General features: G+C 33.5%; 17 protein-coding genes and 2 pseudogenes. 18 read left to right on the forward strand and 1 reads right to left on the reverse strand.

The window, feature by feature from the left end:
* The 9 genes and pseudogenes from J6V67_RS05505 to serC form a co-directional block, all read left to right on the forward strand.
* A pseudogene (locus J6V67_RS05505) lies at positions 1-483 on the forward strand (flagellar M-ring protein FliF); the annotation flags it as partial.
* Positions 483-1,508, forward strand: coding sequence for a flagellar motor switch protein FliG (gene fliG, locus J6V67_RS05510; RefSeq protein ID WP_291859919.1), 1,026 nt, complete (start codon positions 483-485; stop codon positions 1,506-1,508). The pseudogene J6V67_RS05505 and the gene fliG, both read left to right, overlap by 1 nt.
* The gene (gene fliH / locus J6V67_RS05515) at positions 1,505-2,320 is read left to right on the forward strand and encodes a flagellar assembly protein FliH (protein WP_291859921.1); all 816 of its coding nucleotides are present in this window, start codon (positions 1,505-1,507) and stop codon (positions 2,318-2,320) included. The genes fliG and fliH overlap by 4 nt, the downstream gene beginning before the upstream one ends.
* Before the next feature lies 1 nt (position 2,321).
* Positions 2,322-4,130: a 1-deoxy-D-xylulose-5-phosphate synthase gene (dxs, locus tag J6V67_RS05520; RefSeq protein WP_291859924.1), complete on the forward strand. Its 1,809-nt coding sequence runs from the start codon at positions 2,322-2,324 to the stop codon at positions 4,128-4,130.
* Positions 4,131-4,228: 98 nt separating this feature from the next.
* Positions 4,229-4,639 carry a Fur family transcriptional regulator gene (locus tag J6V67_RS05525; protein WP_086268112.1) on the forward strand — a complete coding sequence of 137 codons (411 nt, stop codon included), beginning with the start codon at positions 4,229-4,231 and terminating at the stop codon, positions 4,637-4,639.
* Between the two features lie 141 nt (positions 4,640-4,780).
* Positions 4,781-5,503, forward strand: coding sequence for a hypothetical protein (locus J6V67_RS05530; RefSeq protein ID WP_291859932.1), 723 nt, complete (start codon positions 4,781-4,783; stop codon positions 5,501-5,503).
* Positions 5,503-6,216, forward strand: coding sequence for a bifunctional demethylmenaquinone methyltransferase/2-methoxy-6-polyprenyl-1,4-benzoquinol methylase UbiE (gene ubiE, locus J6V67_RS05535; protein WP_291859935.1), 714 nt, complete (start codon positions 5,503-5,505; stop codon positions 6,214-6,216). The genes J6V67_RS05530 and ubiE overlap by 1 nt, the downstream gene beginning before the upstream one ends.
* Entirely contained in the window at positions 6,213-7,373 is a 1,161-nt protein-coding gene (gene xseA, locus J6V67_RS05540; protein WP_291859938.1) for an exodeoxyribonuclease VII large subunit, read from the forward strand. The genes ubiE and xseA overlap by 4 nt, the downstream gene beginning before the upstream one ends.
* 9 nt (positions 7,374-7,382) lie before the next feature.
* On the forward strand, positions 7,383-8,459 hold the full coding sequence (gene serC, locus J6V67_RS05545; RefSeq protein WP_291859941.1) for a 3-phosphoserine/phosphohydroxythreonine transaminase: 1,077 nt from the start codon (positions 7,383-7,385) through the stop codon (positions 8,457-8,459).
* 140 nt (positions 8,460-8,599) lie between these two features.
* Here the strand turns inward: serC and J6V67_RS05550 are convergent, their stop codons facing one another.
* Positions 8,600-9,196: a peroxiredoxin gene (locus tag J6V67_RS05550; protein ID WP_086247334.1), complete on the reverse strand. Its 597-nt coding sequence runs from the start codon at positions 9,194-9,196 to the stop codon at positions 8,600-8,602.
* Between the two features lie 168 nt (positions 9,197-9,364).
* On the opposite strand from J6V67_RS05550, the gene accD reads away from it, so the two are divergent.
* From accD to J6V67_RS05595, 9 genes and pseudogenes are all read left to right on the forward strand, one after another.
* Positions 9,365-10,237, forward strand: coding sequence for an acetyl-CoA carboxylase, carboxyltransferase subunit beta (accD, locus tag J6V67_RS05555; protein ID WP_291859944.1), 873 nt, complete (start codon positions 9,365-9,367; stop codon positions 10,235-10,237).
* Entirely contained in the window at positions 10,237-10,683 is a 447-nt protein-coding gene (locus J6V67_RS05560) for a 23S rRNA (pseudouridine(1915)-N(3))-methyltransferase RlmH (protein WP_291859947.1), read from the forward strand. Before accD ends, J6V67_RS05560 begins: the two co-directional genes overlap by 1 nt.
* Before the next feature lie 11 nt (positions 10,684-10,694).
* On the forward strand, positions 10,695-11,051 hold the full coding sequence (dksA, locus tag J6V67_RS05565) for an RNA polymerase-binding protein DksA (protein WP_291859950.1): 357 nt from the start codon (positions 10,695-10,697) through the stop codon (positions 11,049-11,051).
* Between the two features lie 9 nt (positions 11,052-11,060).
* A complete protein-coding gene (locus tag J6V67_RS05570; protein WP_291859952.1) occupies positions 11,061-12,053 on the forward strand; it encodes a LapA family protein in 993 nt (330 codons plus the stop codon).
* The gene (locus J6V67_RS05575) at positions 12,053-12,991 is read left to right on the forward strand and encodes a tRNA-dihydrouridine synthase (RefSeq protein ID WP_291859954.1); all 939 of its coding nucleotides are present in this window, start codon (positions 12,053-12,055) and stop codon (positions 12,989-12,991) included. Before J6V67_RS05570 ends, J6V67_RS05575 begins: the two co-directional genes overlap by 1 nt.
* Positions 12,973-13,587 carry a recombination protein RecO gene (gene recO / locus J6V67_RS05580; RefSeq protein ID WP_291859957.1) on the forward strand — a complete coding sequence of 205 codons (615 nt, stop codon included), beginning with the start codon at positions 12,973-12,975 and terminating at the stop codon, positions 13,585-13,587. The genes J6V67_RS05575 and recO overlap by 19 nt, the downstream gene beginning before the upstream one ends.
* Positions 13,588-13,814: 227 nt before the next feature.
* Positions 13,815-14,333 (forward strand): annotated as a pseudogene (locus J6V67_RS05585) (PAS domain-containing protein).
* Between the two features lie 3 nt (positions 14,334-14,336).
* Entirely contained in the window at positions 14,337-15,575 is a 1,239-nt protein-coding gene (locus tag J6V67_RS05590; protein WP_291859960.1) for a methyl-accepting chemotaxis protein, read from the forward strand.
* 15 nt (positions 15,576-15,590) lie between these two features.
* A partial coding sequence (locus tag J6V67_RS05595) for a PHP domain-containing protein (RefSeq protein ID WP_291859963.1) occupies positions 15,591-16,456 on the forward strand: 866 nt, incomplete at its 3' end.

Genomic DNA, 16,456 nt, shown 5'->3' on the forward strand with positions numbered 1-16,456 from the left:
ATCGGATATAATGCTGATAGGGGCGATGAAGTTACAGTAAGTAATTTTGAATTTAGACAAACTGGTAAAATTGCACAGGTAACAGGCTTCCAAAAAGTGGTAGATACATATTTTAAACCAATTGTACCGATATTAAAATATCTAATAGTTTTAATAATTTTATATGTATTTTATAAACAAGTTATTACTCCATTTCTTAATAAAATGCTTGAAGAGTCTAAAGACGAAGGTCTTGAGCCGCTCTCAAATGACTCTAATATCCAAGAAGAAGCCGAGGATACATTGGAGAAATTTAAAGCTGCTAGAAAACGGGTTGAAGATGAACTTGGAATTGGTGAGAATTTTGATGAGAATGAGCTTAAATATGAAGTTATGCTAGAAAAACTCAAACTCATTGCCACTGAAAGAAGCGATGAGATCGCTACATTGTTGCAAAATATGCTTAAAAATGATACTGGATTTAACTCCAATAAGGAATTCTAATGAAGCTAAACGAAGAACAAAAGGCAATCTATGAAGATTTGAGCATGGCTGAAAAAATAGCCATCTTGCTCATTCAGCTAGGTGAAGATGTTACTACGATGCTTTTTACGCATATGGATATAGATATTATCACTGAAATCTCAAAATATATTGCCACTGCCAAAACTATCGATAAATCAGTAGCAGCTGCAGTACTAGAAGAATTTTATGTAGTTAGTCAGTCTAACCAATATTTAAAAAGTGGCGGTATTGAATATGCCAAAGAGATTTTATTTAGAACATTTGGTCCAGAAATCGCTCAAAAAATTATGGATAAACTCCAAAAATCACTCGAAACCACCAAATCTTTTGGCTATCTTGGCCAGGTGCGACCTCAGCAATTAGCTGACTTTATCGTCAAAGAACACCCACAAACCATTGCTCTAATCGTAGCCCATATGGATTCATCAAGTGCTGCTGAAACCCTAGTTTATCTACCAGATGATATTAGAAGCGAAGTTGTAATGCGTATGGCAAATCTAGGCGATATTAGCCCATCTGTTGTCAAACGTGTTTCAACCGTACTTGAATCCAAGCTTGATAGCCTTACAAGCTATAAAGTTGAAGTTGGTGGACCAAGAGCTGTTGCAGAAGTTCTTAACCGTCTTGGTCAAAAAGCAAGTAAATCTACAATTGAAATTATTGAGAAAAATGATCCAGCTCTTGCTACAATCATTAAAGATCTTATGTTTACATTTGATGATATTAGCTCTCTTGATAACAATGCTATTAGAGAAATTCTCAAAGTTGTGGATAAAAAGGTACTTATGGTTGGTTTAAAAGGCAGCGGCGAAGAGTTAAAACGCAAATTCCTAGCCAATATGAGTCAAAGGGCCAGCGAAGCATTTATCGAAGAGATGCAATTTATTGGTGCTGTACGTGTAAAAGAGGTTGAAGAGGCACAAAGAAAAGTTGTAGAACTAGTTCAAAAACTAGCTGAAGATGGAGTATTCCAAGTCGGCGTAAGCGAAGAGATGATAGAATGATAGCAAGTAGTGTAATAAATAAAAACAACGAAGAGCATACAGTCGAGCCATATAGATTTAAGGTTTTAGCGCTCCACTCAAATGAATCGCCAAAAGAGCAACCAATCAAGGAGCCAATCCAAGATACAAATAGCGATGCAAGAGATGATTTTGAGCCAAATACACAAAATGCCGAATCAAGCTCAACTCCAGCTCAAGAGTCGTCAAATTTAATAGAATCAACATTTATTGAAGAGCTTTTAAAGCGAACTGATGATCTAAGTGGCAATATCGTTAAGCTTCAAATGCAGATCGAACATCAAGAGAATGAATTTAAAATTCGCCTAGAAAATGAGACTCAAAGAGCTAAAGAAGAAGGATTAAGAGAAGGACACGAACAGGCTAAAGCTGAGTATGATGCAGCTTTAAATGAAACTAGCAAAAAGTATTCAAGTTCCATTGATAAGCTCGATGAGCAAACTGCTAAACTTGAAGCTTTACTAACAACTAGTCAAAGTGAAATCGCAGCAACTGCTATTGAGATTGCTAAAGAAGTAGTCTTAAAAGAGATAAAAGACAGCTCAGCTCAGATTGCTTTAAATATCGCTAAAAGCTTAATCGATGAACTAAACCAAGCTACAACAATTGAGATAAAAGCTAACCCAAAAGATTATGAGTTTATAAAATCAAATTTAGCTCTAAAATCTAATATGAAACTTAGCAGCGATGAGGCTGTATCAGCTGGTGGCGTAATCGTTCTAAGCGATATAGGCAATATCGATGGCAGCGTAATGGCTAGATTTGAGAAAATTAAAAAAATATTAAGCGAATAAAATGAACATAAAATCTCTAAAGCTAGGCGAACTAGAATCTCTAGCCTGTGATATCAGGGAACGAATTTTAAGTGTAGTTAGCACCAATGGCGGACATTTAAGCTCAAATTTAGGGGTTGTAGAGATTAGTATTGCGATGCACTATGTATTTAATCCTCCAAGCGATCCATTTATATTTGATGTTAGCCATCAAAGCTATACGCATAAGCTTTTAAGTGGACGTTGGGATGAGTTTAATAGCTTGCGTAAATTTGGCGGCATTAGTGGATATACTAAACCTAGCGAGAGCGAGTATGATTATTTTATAGCCGGTCATAGCTCTACTTCGATTAGTCTTGCAGTAGGCGCTGCTAAGGCTATAAGACTTAAAAATGAAAATCGATTACCAGTAGCAGTAATTGGTGATGGAGCTTTGAGTGCCGGGATGGCATATGAGGCTCTAAATGAGCTAGGAGATCTAAAATATCCATGCGTAATCATATTAAATGATAATGAAATGAGTATTTCAAAACCAATTGGAGCTATGAGCAAATATCTATCACAAATGATGGCTGGGCCATTTTATCAAAAATTTAAAAATAAAATTAATCAGCTTTTACAGCATGTTCCAGATTCTGCTGCATATATGGCTAAAAGGCTTGAAGAAGGCATTAGACTTATTACTCCTGGGATGTTTTTTGAAGAGCTTGGATTAGAATATATAGGCCCAGTCAATGGCCATAATATCAAAGATTTAATCTCAGCCTTTAATGTAGCAAAAAGCATGCAAAAGCCAGTAATAGTCCATGTCCAAACTATAAAAGGCAAAGGATATGAGATTGCTGAGGGACCAAAAGAGAAATGGCATGGCGTTAGTCCATTTAATCCACAAAATGGCATAGCACTACAAAAATCTAGTCAAAAAAATGCTACTGAGATTTTTAGCAGTTTACTTTTAGAACTTGCTAGTAAATATGATAATATAGTAGGCGTAACAGCTGCTATGCCTAGTGGTACTGGGATTGGGGCTTTGATTGAAAAATTCCCAGATAGATTTTGGGATACTGCAATTGCAGAACAGCATGCAGTTACATCTATGGCAGCAATGGCAAAAGAAGGCTTTAAACCATATATTGCAATATATTCAACATTTATGCAAAGAGCCTATGATCAAGTCATTCATGATTGTGCTATTTTAAATTTACCTGTAGTCTTGTGTATGGATAGAGCCGGTATAGTAGGAGAAGATGGCGAAACACATCAAGGCGCTTTTGATATTAGCTTTTTAAACGCTATACCAAATTTTACCCTTGTAGCACCTAGAGATGAATTAATGTTTAAGGAGATTATGGAGTTTTCTTATAGTTTTAATTCGCCACTTGCTATTAGATACCCTAGGGGCAATTTTGGACTTTGTGATGAGTTTAAACCAGTTAAAGTAGAGCTTGGAAGATCTCAAATTTTATCGCAAAATAATGAAAATATCGCATTTATTGGATACGGTAATGCAGTAGCTAAAGCATACAAGGTAGCTAAATTTTTAGATATTAATCCTACAATTATAGACCTTATATTTATAAAACCACTTGATAAAGAGCTGCTTTTAAACATTGCTAAAGATCATAAAAAATGGTATATTTTTAGCGATAGTGCTAAGCGTGGCGGAGTCGGTGAAATTTTATCTGGATTTTTACAAGAGAATAATATTAAAGATGTAAATATTATAAGCTTTGAGTATGAAGATGAGTTTATAACGCATGGAAATATAAATTTAGTAGAAAATAGCCTAAATATCAGCATCGAAAAGATTGCTAAAAAAATCATACTTTAAAATAAAGAGAAGCTAATAGATAAAAAATATTAATTAATAAAGTTAAATTTAAATATTTTTTGGATAAAATACGCCCATTTAATTAAGAGGAAAAAAGTATGGATTACATGGAGCTTTTAAAACAAGCCAAACTTAAAGCCACTCCACAAAGATTGTGCGTGTTAAAAATACTAAGCAATCACACACATCCAACTATAGATGAGCTTTATGAACAAATTAAAAGCGAATACCCATCTATATCACTTGCAACAGTATATAAAAATCTAAGTACTCTAATAAATGAGAATTTAGTAATTGAGGTTAATAGCCCAAACCAAAAAGCAAAATATGATATTTACGAGCATCCACACATTCATTTAGTATGTAGCAATTGTGGCAACATTACAGATATTAGTGCCAACGATGCGCAGATGATTTCATATCAAACCCATCTAGAACAAAAGATAGGTAACTTAATAAATAGATTAAATATCGTTGCAAATGTCTCAAATTGTTCAAAGTGTTGCTAAATTTAAAGCCCTAAATACGGGGTTTTAAAGCTATATTTTAGTAGTTTTAGTGTAAAATTCTTCACTTTTATTCAAGGAAAAATTTTGCAAAATATCAGCTATTTAGAAATCACATCCAAACTCCCAAAAATAGGCAACAAAATGCTATATTTTGGTATCGATATTAGTGCCTATGATGGGGTTAGATTGCTAATTTTGCAAAAACTCTTTTTAATTGATGGGCTTAGAAAACTCTACCAAAAAGATAAAAATAGTGCGATTTTAGCTATAATTGGAAAGCATTTAGTACAAATAAACTGCCTAATTAATAGCTTTGATTTTATATTTGATAGACTTGTTGTTGTTAAATTTAGCAAACTTCTAGATCAAATTTTACCACTATTTGAGCATTTATGCCAAATTTTAAAAGGACAAAATGATTCTGAATTAAAAGATATTTTAGCTCAAATTCAGATATATTTTGAGAATGAGTTTCAATCATTATGCTTTGAATTGGAGATTTTTTTATACGATACACACTCATTTTACTGTATTAAAGAGTGGAAAATTTCTTCATCATCAGCATATGCAATCCGCAAAAGTATAGTAAATTTACGCCAAGAAATAAAAGCCAAAACCGCCTTAAATTCAAATACTTTAAGCGACCTTTTTGTGCTTGTTAATGCATTTTATCATATTTTTGGATTGACTAAATTTGAGCAAAAACTCTCAAAAATCACAAATTTAGTCTATAAATTTAAAAAATCTAACCAAAAAGATAGCAAATCGATAAATAAAGAGTTAAATAAAAAGCTAAAAAAATTCGATAAAAAGCTAGCTAAAATCTCAAAAAAACTAAAACCATACTATCAAAAGGAAATCTAGTGCAAAACCAAGAAAAAATCATAGATATGTTTAATGAAATTGCGCCCACTTACGATAAAGCTAATAAAATATTAAGCTTTGGAATTGATGCTTCTTGGAGAAGCTCAGCCTGTGATCAAGTTTTAAAAAATTTTAACTCCTCACTAAATATTGCAGATGTCGCTTGCGGCACTGGAGATATGATTCAAGCATGGATTAATAGCGCCAAAAAAGCAAATTTAAAAATTGAAAAAATTACTGGAATTGACCCAAGTAAGCAGATGTTAAAAGTAGCCAAAGAAAAGCTCCCAAATTGCGAATTTAAAGAGGCAAAAGCTGATAATACAGGATTAAGCCCAAATACCCAAGATATAGTTAGTATAAGTTATGGTATTAGAAATGTTGTAGCTAGAACTCAGGCTTTACATGAGTTTAATAGAGTTTTAAAAATTGGCGGATATTTAGTTGTTTTAGAATTTACCAAAAGAGATAAAAGTGGCCCAATAGCAAAGATTAGGGATTTTTATCTACACAATATCTTGCCTGCAATCGGTGGATTTATAAGCAAAAATAAAGAAGCCTATGAGTATCTACCTAAAAGCATTGAAGGCTTTTTAGACTCAAATGAGTTTTGCCTAGAGCTTGAAGAAAGTGGTTTTGAGATGGTGATAGTTAAAGGGTTTAGTATGGATATTAGCACTATGTTTATTGCTAAAAAGGTTAAAAATATATGACAGTAAGCGATCTAAATGAGTCGGCTAAAGCATTATTAGAGTCGCACTTTAGTGTAGTTGAAGTCGAAGGCGAGATAAGTCGCTTAACAAAACATAGTAGTGGCCACTGGTACTTTACGCTCAAAGATGAGAAATCTGCTATCAGCGTAGCTATGTATAAATTTGCTAATCAAAATATAAAATTTGAAGTTAAAGATGGTATGAAAGTTACATTAATTGGCAAACTATCCATTTATAGTCCAAATGGCAGCTATCAGTTTATCGCTAGTCGTATTATTCCAATTGGCATAGGTGAGCTTGAACTTGCATTTAATCAACTCAAAGAGCGTCTAGCTCTTGCTGGATTATTTGATAAAATGCATAAAAAACCTCTACCAAAATATCCAAACAAAATAGGCATTATCACAAGTGCTAGCTCAGCAGCTTTTGCTGATATGTGTAGAGTTATTAGCAATAGATATATTTTACCTAAGTTTTATCTATTTAATTCCTTAGTTCAAGGAAATAGTGCCCCAGAAAATTTAATTAAAATGTTAAAACTTGCAGACTCTATGGAATTAGATGCAATTGTCATTGCTAGAGGTGGTGGATCTAAGGAGGATTTGTGGTGCTTTAATGATGAGGCTCTAGCCTATGCAATTTATGAAGCTAAAACACCTATTATCTCAGCCGTAGGACATGAAATTGATTATAGTATTAGTGATTTTGTAGCTGATCACAGATCGCTTACACCTACTGCTGCGATGGTTGATCTCTTGCCTGATAGCAATGAGTTATATCAAAAACTTGATATTATTCAAAATACTCTTGAAGCGATTATATCATCTAAATTCAACAAATGCGAAAGCTATCTAAATTTAGCCAAAGCACAGATAAAATCTAAAGCAATAGAACAAAAAATCAACTTGGCTACTCTTACTTTAGATAGTTTTAAGTCAAATTTAGATAACTTTTTACATAAAAAATTTAATTTAGCTCAATCAAAAATTGATAAATTTGAGTTAGTTTTTAAAAGACAAGAGTATTTTTACAAGGTAACAAAAAATATGGCACATATTATAAAAGATTCACAAATCATCTCATTATCTGAGCTAAAAAGCGGCGATGAGATTACTATTAGTTCACAAAATTTATGTAAACAAGCAATAATAAAATAAGGGGATAAAATGAGTAGAGTTTTAAATTTTAGCGCTGGTCCAAGCGCAATTCCATTAGCAGTTTTAGAGCGTGCACAGGCTGAATTTACCAATTATCATGGTCTTGGCTTTAGCATTATGGAGGTTAGCCATCGTGGTAAAGTTTTTGAAGAGCTGCATAATAATGCGATTGCTAAGGTTCGTGAGTTTTATAATATTGGTGATGATTATGCGGTTTTATTTTTACAAGGTGGTGCGACTTTACAATTTGCTCAAATTCCATTAAATATCTATGCTGGTGGTGTAGCTGAGTATGCAAATACTGGAGTTTGGACACAAAAAGCAATTAAAGAGGCTAAAATTCAAAATATCAATTATAAAGTTGTTGCTAGTAGTGAAGATGTGAAATTTGATCATATTCCTGAGGTTAATTTTAGCGATGATGCAGATTATGGTTATATATGTTCTAATAATACAATTTATGGAACTCAATACTCTAGACTACCAAGCCCAAAATGTCCGCTAGTAGTAGATAGTAGTTCAGATCTTTTAAGCCGTGAAATTGACTTTAAAGCACATAATATTGGACTATTTTATGGTGGGGCACAAAAAAATGCCGGTCCAGCTGGTATAACTATTGTTATAGTTAAAAAAGATTTAGCTTCAAGAGTTAAAGATAGCGTTCCTACTCCACTTCGTTATACTACACAAATAGAGGCTAATTCACTAGCTAATACGCCTCCAACATTTGGAATTTATATGTTTGATTTGGTTCTTGATTGGATCAAAGATCAAGGTGGTTTAAATGCTATAAATGCTATAAATGAGCAAAAAGCAGCTGCTTTATATGATCTTATAGATAGTTCAGATTTTTACAAAGCATTTGCAAAACCAGGTTCAAGAAGTTTGATGAATGTGAGTTTTGCTACTCCAAGTGCCGAACTTGATGGAATTTTTGTTAAGTTAGCTGAACAAAATGGAATGATCGGACTAAAAGGTCATAGAATATTAGGCGGTCTTAGAGCTTCGATCTATAATGCTGTAACACCACAAAGCGTACAAACACTATGTGAATTTATGAAAGAATTCCAAAGAACACACGGATGATTCTTAAGCCTTTTATATAGCTATGCTATTTAGAGGGCTTTAAACATTTAAATTATAAAAATTTGATTGTAAATAAAAATCAGACATAAAAAAAGGCTACGACCCTTGCGAGTCGCAGCCAAATTAATTAAAAGGTAAAATTATAGTTTGTCACCATCAGTTGATAGGTAGCTTGCTACACCTTCAGTTGTAGGTTTCATACCTTTATCACCTTTGTTCCAGCCAGCTGGGCAAACTTCACCATGCTCATTTGTAAATAGCATTGTATCAACCATTCTTACCATTTCATCAATATTTCTACCAAGTGGTAAATCGTTGATTACTGCGTGGCGAACTGTACCATCTTTATCTAGTAGGAAGCTACCTCTTAGAGCTACTGCTTCATCAAATAGTACATCAAATCCTCTTGCCCACTCTTTTTTAAGGTCAGCTACTAGAGGGAATTGTACTCTACCGATACCACCTTGTTTAATATCTGTTTCTCTCCATGCAAAGTGGCAGTATTCATTATCTGTGCTAACGCCGATAACTTCAATGCCTCTATCTTTGAATTCTTGATATCTTTTATCAAAAGCAATAATTTCACTTGGGCAAACAAATGTAAAATCTTTTGGATAGAAAAATACTACTGCACCTTTTGGTCCAATATTTTTATATAGATCAAAATTTTCTTCAATTTGACCATTGCCTAGAACTGCTACGCCACTTAGTTGTGGTGCTTTATTAGTAACTATCATACTAAATCTCCTTAATAATTTTTATGAATTGCGAAATTGTATCTTTGTAAATTTAACTATAATTAAACACAGATAAAACAATCTATAAAATCAATTTAAAAGTAATAAAAATATAAATTTAAAGAAAAATTTGATATAATCGCCCAATTTTTTTACTAAAGGCAAAAAATGCTAGGTGATTTTTTTTCAAAAATACGCAAAAAACAATCCCATCCAAGTGAAGCTCCAAGTCACTGGGTAAAGTGCAGCAGTTGTAGCTCTTTGATGTATTTTAAAGAAGTTGAAGCATGCTATAATGTCTGTCCAAAATGTGGATACCATATGAGACTTAGTGCTCAAAAAAGAATAGAATTAATTAGCGATGTTGGAAGTTTTGTTGAATTTGATGCAAATTTGCGCCCAATTGATCCATTAAATTTTGTCGACAAAAAGTCATATAAAAAAAGAATTGAAGAAGGTCAAAGTAAAAATGGCAAAACTAGCTCAGTAATCTCAGGAGAAGCAACAATTGATGGCCAACCTATTCAGCTAGTGGTTTTTGATTTTAGCTTTATGGGTGGTAGCTTAAGCTCAGTTGAAGGTGAAAAAATCACTCGTGCGGTACGCAGAGCGATAGAAAAAAGAAATCCACTTATTATAGTAAGCGCAAGTGGAGGCGCTAGAATGCAAGAGAGTACATTTAGTCTTATGCAAATGAGCAAAACTAGTGCTGCACTCAAACTTTTAAGCGACAATAAACTTCCATATATTTCAGTTCTTACTGACCCTACTATGGGTGGAGTTTCAGCCTCATTTGCTTGGCTGGGTGATTTAATCATTGCTGAGCCAAAAGCTTTAATAGGTTTTGCAGGTCAAAGAGTAATTGAACAAACTATTAAAGCAAGCTTGCCAGAAGGTTTTCAAAGGGCTGAGTTTTTGCTCGAACATGGATTAATTGATGCTATAATCCCAAGAGATGAACATAAAAAATATCTTAGCGATATGATAAGATTTTTTATGAAAAATGATAACTATTACAGCTCAATAAACGAGGCTATTTAGTGCAAATTCTAGTCCATTGCCTTCAAAAGCTTGATGATGATAAAGATATAAAAGATTATATCAAGATGAGTAGCAAATGGGCTAGCATTAAAGAGATTAACAAATTTAGCCCCCAAATTGCTAAGGCTCAAACACAAGGCAGCAATGCCTCACATAGAGCCTATGAAGAGGCTTATAAACCTTGCTTAAATGGCTTTTGTATCGGCCTTGATGAGCGTGGTGAAATGCTTGATAGCTTTGAATTTGCAAAGCTTCTTAAAGATAGAAATCAAATTTCATTTTTTATTGGCGGGGCTTATGGTTTAGGTGATAATTTACGGGGAGAGATGGATAGGTTAGTGAGTTTATCACGGCTAACATTTGCGCATAAAATAGCTAAACTCGTACTATATGAGCAGATTTTTCGCGCTCTTTGCATTAATGCAAACCACCCCTATCATAAATAAAAAGGAGTTATATGACAACAGGCCAACTAGAGTATTTTAAAGAGTTGCTTTTAGAGAGAAAAGAGCAAATTCAAAGAAATATCAATGATGCAGCTAGCGAGATTGATGGACTTAGACAAAGTGGTGCTACTGATGAGCTTGACTTTGCTAGTATTAGCGCTGATGAAGAACTAGAACACTCAATCTCAGCTAAACAACAACAAGAGTTGCGTGAAATTGATCAATCATTAAAAAAAATTGAATCTGGAATTTATGGTATTTGCGATATGTGCGAAGATGATATTGATATAGAACGCCTAAAAGTAAAACCACACGCACGCTACTGCATTACGTGTCGTGAAATTGCTGAAAAAACAATAATAAAATAAGGGTAAAAGATGAAAACTAGACGATTTTTCTTATATTCTGTTATATATATTGGGCTTGTTTGGCTGGTCACTTTTTCGTTTGCTGACCAAAATTATGCTATAAATATTCTTAACTATACACTTGAATTACCAGTAGCTACATGGCTTGTGGTGCCACTTTGTATCTTTGCGATTTTAGCACTTTTACATATGAGCTACTATGGGTTTAAAATCTACCTAGAAGGTAGAGCAATGAGAAGCGATGCTCAAATTTATAATGTTTTAGCTAAAGAAATTTACCTTGGACTAGAGTCAAATAAAGATTTTAAAACCGATCTTTTTGCAGCTTCAAGCGAGGTTACAAAATCTCTTTCTCCATGGCTAAATTTAGGCAAACCAGTTCTTCATAACGATGATTTAAGAGCCGCCTATGAGCTTTGCAATGATGTAAAAACCGGAAAAGTATGTGAGTTAAAAAGATTTAAGCTTTTAAAAACTAATCCACTCTATATCCAAAATGAAAAAAACAAAATTCAAGCTGACTATAAATACGCTATTACCCTCTTATCTAGCAATGATGCAAACGAAGAATTAAGAGCTTTTGCTTCAAATGCACTCGTAGAAAATGGTTCGTTTTTAGAACTATCTAAATTCAATCCAATCTACACAAATAACGATGTATTAACACTGGTAAATAGATACTCTAAAGGCAAATTTGAAATTAGCACAAATGATATGTTTGGAATTATTAATAAAGTTAAATTTACCTCAGATGAATATATTAAAATTGCCAAAATTCTAAAAACAAAAGTTGAGCCAGATCTGCTTATATCTATGTTTGAGCATCTTAGAAATGATGAAGGGGCTGCATTTGAAGCATATTTATATCTACTTTATGACTTCCAAATGATAGAAAAGCTTAGAGAAGCGATAATGAGCGATAATGCTAAATTTGAGCGTATTGAGACCTTACTCTTTTTAAGAGATCATGGTAAAATCGCTAGAGCGGATCTATTTTATTAATGATTGATTTTAGCTCAAAACCGTTATTTTTAGCCCCTTTAGCGGGCTTTTCTGATCTACCACTTCGCAGCCTAGCTAAGCGTTTTGGCTGCGATTGTACAGTTAGTGAAATGATTAGCTCAAATGCTCTTGTATATGAACATGATAAGACCTTAGCAATGCTAGAAAAATCACCACTAGAAACGCCATATATAGTTCAGCTAGCAGGTAGTGATACAGGCGTAATCGCTAGAGCAGTAGAGATTTTAAATGAATTTGATGGGATTGATGGGATTGATTTAAACTGCGGTTGTCCAGTGCCAAAGGTAATAAAACAAAATGCTGGTTCAGCCCTATTAAATGAACCCAAATTACTATGCAATATCATTGAAACGATTAAAACCAAATCAAATAAACGCTATACTTCGGTTAAAATTCGTCTAGGATTTAACACCAAAATGGCACACCTAATAGCCCAAGATTTAGCTAATGCTGGGGCTGATTTTATCTGTGTGCATGGACGAACTAGAGCTGGCGGATATAGCGCACCAGTTGATTATGAAGCCATCGCTAAAATAAAATCAAATACAACAATTCCAGTTATTGCCAATGGCGATATTAATCTAGATAACTATCAAAATGTATTAAAAATTACTGGTTGCGATGGACTGATGATTGGCAGAGCTAGTATTGGTTCTCCATGGATATTTAAAGAGATTAAAGAAAATCAAAGTATAAATCCAGATGAAAAAAGACAAGTAATTAAAGAGCATTTTGAGCTCATGCTTAATACTTATGGTAATCATGCTATAGGGATTTTTCGCAAACATTTACACGAATACTCCAAAGGTCTTAATGGGGCTAGCGAATTTAGATCTAGCGTTAATCAAATACACTCCCCAGAGCAGATGAGAGAGCAGATTGAACAATTTTTTGACCCATGCAGGGCTATATCTTAAAGGTTCAAAAAGTAAGAGATGAAGACTGTATTGTCACAATTCTCTCACCGCACAAACAGATCAAATGTTATAGGTTTTATGGTGCTCGTCACCCTATTATTACTCAAGGATTTAAACTTGATTTTGAATTAGTTGAAAGTAAAAGTTTTTTGCCGCATCTTCGCTCGACTATGCATCTAGGATTTAGCTGGCTGATTGAGCGTGAACGACTTTTAATTTGGCAAAATTTTATGCGGCTAATGGCTGATCATCTGCGTGATGTACAAGAGAGTGATGAATTTTATTTTGAAATACTTGAAATGTGTGCTAAAAAATTTCACCGCCAAAACCCTATTAGAGTCGTACTTGAATCCTATGCAATGATTTTAAAATTTGAGGGGCGATTGCATATTGATACTAGTTGTTTTATCTGTGACGGCAAGCTAAATGATCAAGTCGGACTTGGTAGAGCATTTTTACTTGCCCATCCTAAATGTATAGGCAAAAATCCATTAAATTATGATAGCGTGATCAAATTTCTTTCTACTGCTTCAACCGCTCACTTAAACGATACGCAAATCAAAGAGTTATATTTTATCCTTTTAGAGGGATTTTAATTTTTATACTTTATATAGATTGTTTTATCTCGAATACACCAATAAAATAAGGGTAAATCAAATCAAAAGTATTAAAGTAAATATTTTAATAAGTATTTATTTTGTAAATTATTATTACAGTAATATAATATAATCTAAACTAAAAAGTACTATTTTACACTAAATATATTAGAATTTAATATATTTTTTTATAAAATTTGTAGTTTAGAAAATTGCGGGAGAACAAAATGACTACTAATCTACTAAATAATCAGCAAAAAGAGATAAGTGATGAGGCATTTATCACAACCAAGACAGATTTAAAAGGTCGTATAACCTATGCAAATAGCTATTTTTTAGAGATTGTAAATGCTAAAAATTCGGATCTAATAGGTAAAAGTCATAATATAGTTCGCCATCCAGATATGCCAAAATATGTATTTAAACTACTTTGGGATAGAATTCAAAGAAAAGAAGAGGTTTTTGCCTTTGTAAAAAATATAACCTTCGATGGTGGATATTACTGGGTTTTTGCCAATGTTACAAGTTCTCTTGATGAAAATGGTAATATAATAGGCTACTACTCAGTTCGTCGTAAAGCAAACCCAAAAGCTGTAGAGAAAATAATCCCAATATATCAATAGATGAAAGAATTAGAAAAAACTGGCGGTATAGATGCTAGTCAAAAATATATTACTGAGCTACTAGCTAGTAATAATACCACATATGACCGCTTTGTCAATGAACTCCAAAGAACAAAAGGATAAAAAATGGGGATATTTAGCAAAAAAAATAAATTTGATGATATTGTATATAATGAAATTCTAAAAGTCGTTTATGGTGCTGCAAAAGGCAAACTAGAAGCTAGAATTACTAATATCGATAATGACTCTAGACTAGTTAAAATTGCTCAGTGTATAAATGATCTACTAGACCAAGTAGAAGCCTTGCAAAGAGAGACTCAAAGTAGTATAGAGGCTGCACGCCATAATCAAGAATATAGAAATATCTACACACAAGGGTTTAAGGGTATTTTTAAGACAAATGCTGAATCACTAAGCGAAGGTGTAAACGGGGTTTTAGAGGGGCAAAAAGGAAAAATCAGAGGAATTTTGAGCCAAAAATTTACTGAACTTGGCAATGGTACAAATGGGATGGATAGTGTTCAAAGAGATCTAATAGCAAGTGTAAGTGATTTAGCTAAGGTAGTAAATTCTAGCCAGCAAACTGCTGCTATTGCCGCCCAAAGCATAAGCAAAGTCGAAGAGCTAAGTTCAAATTTTAATATAATAACATCAAATACCAACCAAACCACTCAAAGTATATATCAAAGAGCAACTGATATTAGTAGTGTAGTAAATTTAATTAAAGATATAGCTGACCAAACTAATCTTCTTGCTCTAAATGCCGCTATAGAAGCAGCTCGTGCTGGTGAGCATGGTAGAGGATTTGCAGTAGTGGCTGATGAGGTTAGAAAACTAGCAGAAAATACAACTAGGGCTACTGCTGATATTGAAAGTACCGTAACAATGCTAAGCCAAGACGCTGATGAATTAAACCGCTCAACTGATATGATAAATCAAGTGGCTCAAACCGCCCTAGATAACACAGATAAATTAAAAGAGACTCTAAAAAATTTTAGCACTGACGCAGCTACTACGGCTAAAGTATCAGAATTAACGCAAAATAAAACTATTGGAATTTTAACCAAAATCGATCTTATTTTAGCCAAAACTACTGCTTATAATAACGCTATAAATGGGCTAAAATTAACCCCAGAACAAGATGCGCATATCGATGAGTTATTGCAAGATTATGATGGTAATTTTACTAAATTTAGTCCAGCACAAACGGCTAAAATTAAATCTGCTATAGAGCTAATTATATCGGTTCTACGTGATGAAAATGGACACGATATAAATAACCTTATGAGCAAATTTAATACAATAGAACAAAATAGCGACCTAGTCTTTAAAAATATCGATCAGATTGTATCGAGCAAAAATTAAATTTAGGATTGATATATGAGTTTAGACTTTACCCATCTGCATTTACATACTGAATACTCACTTCTAGATGGAGCCAATAAGATTAAAACCTTAGCTAAAAGATTAAAAGAGATGAATATTAAATCTTGCGCTATCACCGATCATGGCAATATGTTTGGAGCAATTGAGTTTTATAAAGGAATGAGGGCTGAGGGGATAAAGCCAATTATTGGTCTTGAGGCTTATATCCATAATAACGATGATATAAGCTCTAAAGAGAGTAGACAAAGATTTCATCTATGTCTATTTGCTAAAAATGAGATAGGCTACCAAAATTTAATGTATCTAAGCTCGATGAGTTATATAAAAGGCTATTATTACTACCCAAGAATAAATAAAAAACTCTTAAGAGAACATAGTGATGGATTGGTGTGTAGCTCGGCTTGCTTGGCTGGTGAGGTAAATTTTCATCTAAATTTAAGTGAGAGAAATTTAAAAAGAGGCGCAGGTGGCTATGAAGCAGCAAAGGCTGCAGCATTAGAGTATAAAGATATTTTTGGTGATGATTTTTATCTTGAGATTATGCGTCATGGAATATTTGATCAACAGCGTGTAGATAGCGATATTATTAGATTGTCTAAAGAGACTGGCATCAAGCTAATAGCTACAAATGATGCCCACTACACCACTAAAGATAGCGCTATAGCTCAAAAAATATTTGTCTATATCTCAGCTAATAAAAATTTTGATGAGAGTGTAAGAGAGCAGGTTTTAAGCGAATTTTATGCTAAGTCACCTGAGCAAATGGGTGAAATTTTTGCCGATATCCCAGAGGTTATAACTAATACTCAAGAGATTGTACAAAAATGCAATCTAGAGATAAAACTAGGTGATGCTACTCC

This window comes from Campylobacter sp., from assembly GCF_017646085.1.
Classification (GTDB): domain Bacteria; phylum Campylobacterota; class Campylobacteria; order Campylobacterales; family Campylobacteraceae; genus Campylobacter.

Excerpts from the sequence above, each read along its gene's own strand:
- fliG (WP_291859919.1), top strand. The coding sequence starts at position 483 with ATGAAGCTAAACGAAGAACAAAAGGCAATCTATGAAGATTTGAGCATG.
- fliH (WP_291859921.1), top strand. The coding sequence starts at position 1,505 with ATGATAGCAAGTAGTGTAATAAATAAAAACAACGAAGAGCATACAGTC.
- dxs (WP_291859924.1), top strand. The coding sequence starts at position 2,322 with ATGAACATAAAATCTCTAAAGCTAGGCGAACTAGAATCTCTAGCCTGT.
- J6V67_RS05525 (WP_086268112.1), top strand. The coding sequence starts at position 4,229 with ATGGATTACATGGAGCTTTTAAAACAAGCCAAACTTAAAGCCACTCCA.
- J6V67_RS05530 (WP_291859932.1), top strand. The coding sequence starts at position 4,781 with ATGCTATATTTTGGTATCGATATTAGTGCCTATGATGGGGTTAGATTG.
- xseA (WP_291859938.1), top strand. The coding sequence starts at position 6,213 with ATGACAGTAAGCGATCTAAATGAGTCGGCTAAAGCATTATTAGAGTCG.
- serC (WP_291859941.1), top strand. The coding sequence starts at position 7,383 with ATGAGTAGAGTTTTAAATTTTAGCGCTGGTCCAAGCGCAATTCCATTA.
- J6V67_RS05550 (WP_086247334.1), bottom strand. The coding sequence starts at position 9,196 with ATGATAGTTACTAATAAAGCACCACAACTAAGTGGCGTAGCAGTTCTA.
- accD (WP_291859944.1), top strand. The coding sequence starts at position 9,365 with ATGCTAGGTGATTTTTTTTCAAAAATACGCAAAAAACAATCCCATCCA.
- dksA (WP_291859950.1), top strand. The coding sequence starts at position 10,695 with ATGACAACAGGCCAACTAGAGTATTTTAAAGAGTTGCTTTTAGAGAGA.
- J6V67_RS05570 (WP_291859952.1), top strand. The coding sequence starts at position 11,061 with ATGAAAACTAGACGATTTTTCTTATATTCTGTTATATATATTGGGCTT.
- J6V67_RS05575 (WP_291859954.1), top strand. The coding sequence starts at position 12,053 with ATGATTGATTTTAGCTCAAAACCGTTATTTTTAGCCCCTTTAGCGGGC.
- recO (WP_291859957.1), top strand. The coding sequence starts at position 12,973 with ATGCAGGGCTATATCTTAAAGGTTCAAAAAGTAAGAGATGAAGACTGT.
- J6V67_RS05590 (WP_291859960.1), top strand. The coding sequence starts at position 14,337 with ATGGGGATATTTAGCAAAAAAAATAAATTTGATGATATTGTATATAAT.